A 4,574-nucleotide genomic window follows, 5' to 3' on the forward strand; every position below is an offset into this window, starting at 1 on the left:
AGATACTCTTGCTAATCACTAAAAAGAGAAGAATCCGCGTTCATCCGCTTAATCCGCGTTGTCCGCGTACCCATTCCCACCGCTAAATTCTCATTTATCGATAAGAGTGCGATATCAGTATGAGTTACTTGAATTGTATAAAGGAGCAGTACCGTTAATTGCACGGTTAATGGCACGGATTCATTGCTCCTCTGTGAGGACATTCTCTTCCGGCGTATTTTTGTTTTCAGCGATAACTTCCTCTTCAATATCCTCTTGCGGATGATTTTGCGCCTTTGCCATTTCTATCTGTTCTTTGAAAATGGCATCGCTTTTTATCTTCCTCAAAGCAATCTGCGCGGCATTTTGTTGAGACTCTTTTTTGGAATACCCTGTTCCTTTTCCTGCTGATATGCTTTCAATCCGGATTTCGGTATGGAATATGGGATTGTAATCCCGGTCAAGGAATTGTTCGATAAGCTCAAATGAAACCTCTACTTTACTCTTCTGGCTCCATTCTATCAGCTTCGATTTGAAGTTGACCTCTTTGCGCGACATCTTGTCGAGGTCGATATGGTTTTTGAATATCTTCTTCTCTATGAACTGTTTGCAGCGTTCGTATCCCCGGTCCAGATAAATGGCGCCGATAAATGCTTCGAAAGCATTGCCGTACATATAGCTGTTATGCGAGGAAGAGCGGGTGGAGGATTTTACTAATTTGTCTAAGCCGATTTCTACTGCCAGTTTATTGAGTGTTTCCCGTTGTACAATCTTGGAGCGGGTATTGGTGAGGAAACCTTCGCGTTTTCCTTCAAAGTGTTTATAGACAATATCTCCCACGATGGCGTCAAGAATGGCGTCACCCAAGAACTCCAACCGTTCATTATTCAACGGCCGTCCTTTCTCCGAACGGATGGAGGTGGATTTGTGCAACAATGCCTGTTGATAAAGCCCGATGTTGCGGGGGAAGAACCCCAGTATTCTATAAAAACAAAGATAAGACTCTCTGTCCTTACGGAATAAGAGCCTTATCTTGTCTATTTGATTACGTAACACGAGCCTGATTATTCTGCGTATTTCTTAAAGATAACGCATGCGTTATGACCGCCGAATCCAAAAGTATTGGATAATGCAACGTTTACTTCGCGCTTTTGAGCTTTGCCGAACGTTAAATTCAGGTCATAGTCGATGTTTGCGTCATTATCACCCTCTTCGTGATTGATAGTCGGAGGAACAATGCCATTCTTGATGGCAAGGATGCTTGCAATGGACTCTACAGCGCCGGCGGCACCCAGCAGGTGGCCTGTCATAGACTTCGTCGAACTGATGTTCAGCTTGTAAGCATGTTCGCCAAATACATCTTTGATGGCTTTGACTTCCGAGATATCACCTACGGGAGTAGATGTACCGTGAACATTGATATAATCTACTTCTTCGGGTTTCATTTCGGCGTCTTCCAGCGCATTCATCATCACTAACTTGGCTCCTAAGCCATCAGGGTGAGAAGCAGTCAGGTGATAGGCGTCGGCAGACATTCCTACGCCGGCAACTTCCGCATAGATTTTGGCGCCGCGCGCTTTGGCGTGTTCCAGTTCTTCAAGAACAAGACAACCGCCGCCTTCACCCATTACGAAACCGTCGCGGCTTGCGCTGAATGGGCGGGATGCCGTTTGCGGAGAATCATTGCGGGTGGATAAAGCGTGCATGGCATTAAAACCACCTAAACCACAAGGAGTAATGGCAGCTTCCGAACCGCCGGATACGATAACATTGGCCTTACCCATACGGATGAGGTTGAATGCATCGGCAATGGCGTTGGTGGAAGTGGCGCATGCGGAACAAGTCGCATAGTTGGGACCATGAAAACCGTATATAATAGAAATCTGTCCGGCAGCGATATCCGAAATCATCTTGGGGATGAAGAACGGATTGAACTTGGGACCGTTTTCTTTATGAAGGGCATAGTTAGCCGACTCTTCTTCAAATGTACGGATACCACCGATACCGGCGCCAAAGATGACACCGATTCTGTTTAAGTCCTCGTTTTCGACGTCAAGACCGGAATCTTCAACCGCCTGTTTAGCTACGCCGATAGCAAATTGCGTGTACACGTCCATTTTGCGGGCTTCTTTGCGGTCGATATATTGGGTTGCATCGAAGTCTTTTACTTCGCATGCAAATTGGGTCTTGAAAAGGGACGCGTCGAAATGAGTAATAGGTCCTGCTCCACTAATCCCATTTACGAGATTTTCCCAAAATTCGGGAACATTGTTGCCAATGGGAGTGATGGCGCCAAGACCTGTTACTACAACTCTTTTTAATTCCATATTAAATATTGATGGATAAGATTACTTAGCGTGTTCTTCGATATAAGAAACGGCATCGCCAACAGTACCAATCTTTTCAGCTTGGTCATCCGGAATAGAGATTCCAAATTCTTTTTCGAATTCCATGATAAGCTCTACAGTGTCAAGAGAATCAGCTCCTAAATCGTTAGTGAAGCTAGCTTCGTTAGTAACTTCTGATTCTTCAACGCCTAATTTGTCGACGATAATCGCTTTCACTCTTGATGCAATTTCAGACATAACTTTAAGTTTTTAATTAATAATTAGTTTTATTTCTTTAAATTTGCGGGGCAAAGGAATAAATATTTATCGTCAATAGCAAATATTTAGGGAATTAAATGCAATGTTTTGCACATTTTTCACCTATTTGTGCACCAAATGAAAGGTTTATGAAGAAAAGAATCGCTGTTTTGGCTTCGGGAAGTGGAACGAATGCCGAGAATATTATCCGTTATTTCCGTGAAAAAGAGGCGGCTTGTGTTGCCTTGGTTTTAACTAACAAACAGAATGCGTTTGTTTTAGAGCGTGCGCGCGGACTTGACGTGCCTTGTTTTTACTTTGCCAAGAGCGATTGGGAGAGTGGAGCACCGGTTTTGTCGATATTGCAGGAGTATGATATTGACTTTGTTGTACTGGCGGGCTTCTTACTACGGATACCGGACCTTATTTTGCATGCTTATCCTGATAAAATGATAAATATACATCCTTCGCTATTGCCTAAGTTCGGCGGTAAGGGAATGTATGGCGACCGCGTGCACGAAGCTGTCATTGCTGCGGGTGAAAAAGAAAGCGGTATCACGATACATTATACCAATATGCATTATGATGAGGGAACCATTATTTGCCAGGTGAAGTGCCCGGTGTTGCCGGAAGATACTCCGGAGGAATTGGCGCAACGCATCCATGTGCTGGAGTATGAAACTTACCCGAAGGTCATTGAAGAGTTGGTGGCAGAAGGGCGTAATTGTATTTGATAGGCTTCTTTTTCCCTCCGCAAGGGGTAATTACCCCGTAGCTTTTCGAAGAGTTCGGGCTGTGCTCTTAGCGCGTCACAATCCTTTCGCGGGTCGTACATCTGCAAATATGCTTCTGCTTGGGTTGATGCGGTGACAATCGGGTTGGTTGGTTCGGGTGGTATGATGCGATAGCTTGTATGTATGCCGAAGTACCGGCACAGGGCGTCCAACGACATGCGTGTAGCATTGGCTTTGCCATCTGCCGAGTAGCCTGCGATGTGCGGGGTGCCGATGAACACCTTATTCAATAAGGTGAGATTGATATCCGGTTCATTCTCCCAAACATCAATGATTGCGTCTGAAATCAATCCAGTGTCGAGTGCCTCGAGTAGGGCATCGGTTGCTATTACTTCTCCGCGGGCAGTGTTAATGATGACAGGCCGGCGCTTCAGCGAATGGAAGAAAGCATCATCCGCCAGATGGAAAGTTTTATATTTCCCCTCCTTATATAAAGGAACATGGAAAGTGATAACGTCACATTCTTCAGCAAGAGTTTGCAGGGGAGTGAACTTAGGAAATGTTTGCGGCGGAGTGAACTTCGCAAGAGTTTGCAGGGGGGTGAGTGCAGCGCTTCCTTCTTTTTCTTCTCTGGGCAAATCGTTCAATAGCACTTTCATTCCCAAGTCGTGGGCAACCTGTGCCACTTTGCTGCCTACATTACCCACTCCGACAATGCCGATAGTCATTTCCGCAGGATTCTTTTCTTTCAGAAGTTGCAAGAGTAAAAGAGACGATTGCACGTATTGGGCTACGGAAGCGGAATTGCATCCCGGAGCATTTGTCCATGTAATGCCCGCTTCCCGGCAGTATTCCGTATCAATATGGTCGAAGCCGATGGTGGCGGTGGCGATGAAGCGTACTCGACTGCCTTCCAGCAGCTTCCGGTTGCAGTGGGTGCGCGTACGTATAATCAGTGCATCCGCATCTTTCACCAAAGTAGGCGTGAACTCGTTTCCGGATGCATACACCACTTCACCGGCTATCCGTTCGATGGCTTGTTTTATATAAGGTATCTTGTTGTCGACTATAACTTTCATGTTTCTAATGCAATTTAGAGATACAAAACTATATAAAGTCTTTAGAGTATCCAATTATTCGTGCGTAAAAGTCTATCCTGCATTATTCATAAGAGTCTTGTCATAAATGAGAATTTAGAGAAGAATGGGTACGCGGACGACACGGAATAAGCGGACGAACGCGGATTTTTCTTCTTAGTGATTAGCAAGAGTATCTC

5 protein-coding genes are annotated in these 4,574 nt (G+C 45.1%); 1 reads left to right on the top strand and 4 read right to left on the bottom strand.

Annotated features, from left to right (window positions below):
- Nucleotides 1–180: 180 nt before the first annotated feature.
- The 3 genes from rnc to B2Z67_RS05500 are packed head-to-tail and all read right to left on the bottom strand — an operon-like array spanning nucleotide 181 to nucleotide 2,564.
- Nucleotides 181–1,035 carry a ribonuclease III gene (gene rnc, locus B2Z67_RS05490; protein ID WP_291528813.1) on the bottom strand — a complete coding sequence of 285 codons (855 nt, stop codon included), beginning with the start codon at nucleotides 1,033–1,035 and terminating at the stop codon, nucleotides 181–183.
- An 8-nt stretch (nucleotides 1,036–1,043) separates the two neighbouring features.
- A complete protein-coding gene (fabF, locus tag B2Z67_RS05495; RefSeq protein WP_291528814.1) occupies nucleotides 1,044–2,306 on the bottom strand; it encodes a beta-ketoacyl-ACP synthase II in 1,263 nt (420 codons plus the stop codon).
- A 21-nt stretch (nucleotides 2,307–2,327) separates the two neighbouring features.
- The gene (locus B2Z67_RS05500) at nucleotides 2,328–2,564 is read right to left on the bottom strand and encodes an acyl carrier protein (protein ID WP_004291965.1); all 237 of its coding nucleotides are present in this window, start codon (nucleotides 2,562–2,564) and stop codon (nucleotides 2,328–2,330) included.
- A 149-nt stretch (nucleotides 2,565–2,713) separates the two neighbouring features.
- On the opposite strand from B2Z67_RS05500, the gene purN reads away from it, so the two are divergent.
- The gene (gene purN / locus B2Z67_RS05505; RefSeq protein WP_291528815.1) at nucleotides 2,714–3,298 is read left to right on the top strand and encodes a phosphoribosylglycinamide formyltransferase; all 585 of its coding nucleotides are present in this window, start codon (nucleotides 2,714–2,716) and stop codon (nucleotides 3,296–3,298) included.
- Here purN and B2Z67_RS05510 read toward each other — a convergent pair.
- Nucleotides 3,247–4,377 carry a DUF3410 domain-containing protein gene (locus B2Z67_RS05510; protein ID WP_291528816.1) on the bottom strand — a complete coding sequence of 377 codons (1,131 nt, stop codon included), beginning with the start codon at nucleotides 4,375–4,377 and terminating at the stop codon, nucleotides 3,247–3,249. The genes purN and B2Z67_RS05510 overlap by 52 nt on opposite strands.
- Nucleotides 4,378–4,574: the final 197 nt, after the last annotated feature.

The organism is Bacteroides sp. UBA939 (assembly GCF_002293435.1).
Taxonomy (GTDB): domain Bacteria; phylum Bacteroidota; class Bacteroidia; order Bacteroidales; family Bacteroidaceae; genus Bacteroides.